This is a genomic window from Streptomyces sp. AC627_RSS907 (assembly GCF_019049165.1).
This window is the reverse complement of sequence record NZ_JAGMUE010000865.1, coordinates 1-601: the sequence shown is the minus strand read 5'-3', so window position 1 is coordinate 601 and position 601 is coordinate 1. Positions and strand designations below refer to the sequence as shown.

The 601-nt window shown below is 71.5% G+C and carries 1 pseudogene; it reads right to left on the bottom strand.

The features are described 5' to 3' along the window. Positions 1 to 601 (bottom strand): annotated as a pseudogene (locus KUM32_RS39090) (phage resistance protein); the annotation flags it as partial.

Sequence of the window (601 nt, the reverse complement as noted above, 5' to 3'; positions counted from 1 at the left end):
CTTCAGGGACATCCCGTACCGGTGCGCGGTGAAGTCGCCGAGGTCGAAGCGAGCGAGCCGGTCCACGACGGCCTTGGCCTCAAGGCCGGCCTCCGTCACTTCCTTGACCAGTTCCTGCGCCCGCCGGGCCAGGACGAGCCGGGGCGAGTCGTCGTCGAGGCGGAGGAAGGCGCGGTGCTTCTCCAGTTCCCCGACGAGCCGCCCTGCGTCCTGGGCGAGCACGCTGGCAGCGTGCTTGATCTGCCCGGCGAACTGGTTGACGATCCGCCCGCGCCGCAGTTGCGGCGCCCGGTCCCCGAGCACGGTCTCGAACCGCTTGCGCGCCTCGTCCCAGTCGCTCTCGCTGGGCAGCTGCTGCTCCCGCAGGGCGTAGTCCCGCTTGAGCTCGTGCGGTGCGGGCGCGGGTTCGACGGGGGTACCGCCGCGCACCCACACTCGGTCGGTCATCTCCGCGTAGGCGGCGGCGAGCAGCCTACGCAGCGGCTCGGGCAGACCGCGCGGTACGGGAAGGTCACTCCAATCGGAGAGCTTGACCAGAGTCGGTTCGGCGATACCGTCCCGCCGGGCCTGGCTGCTGAAGTGGTCGGGCCAGGCGGTGGAC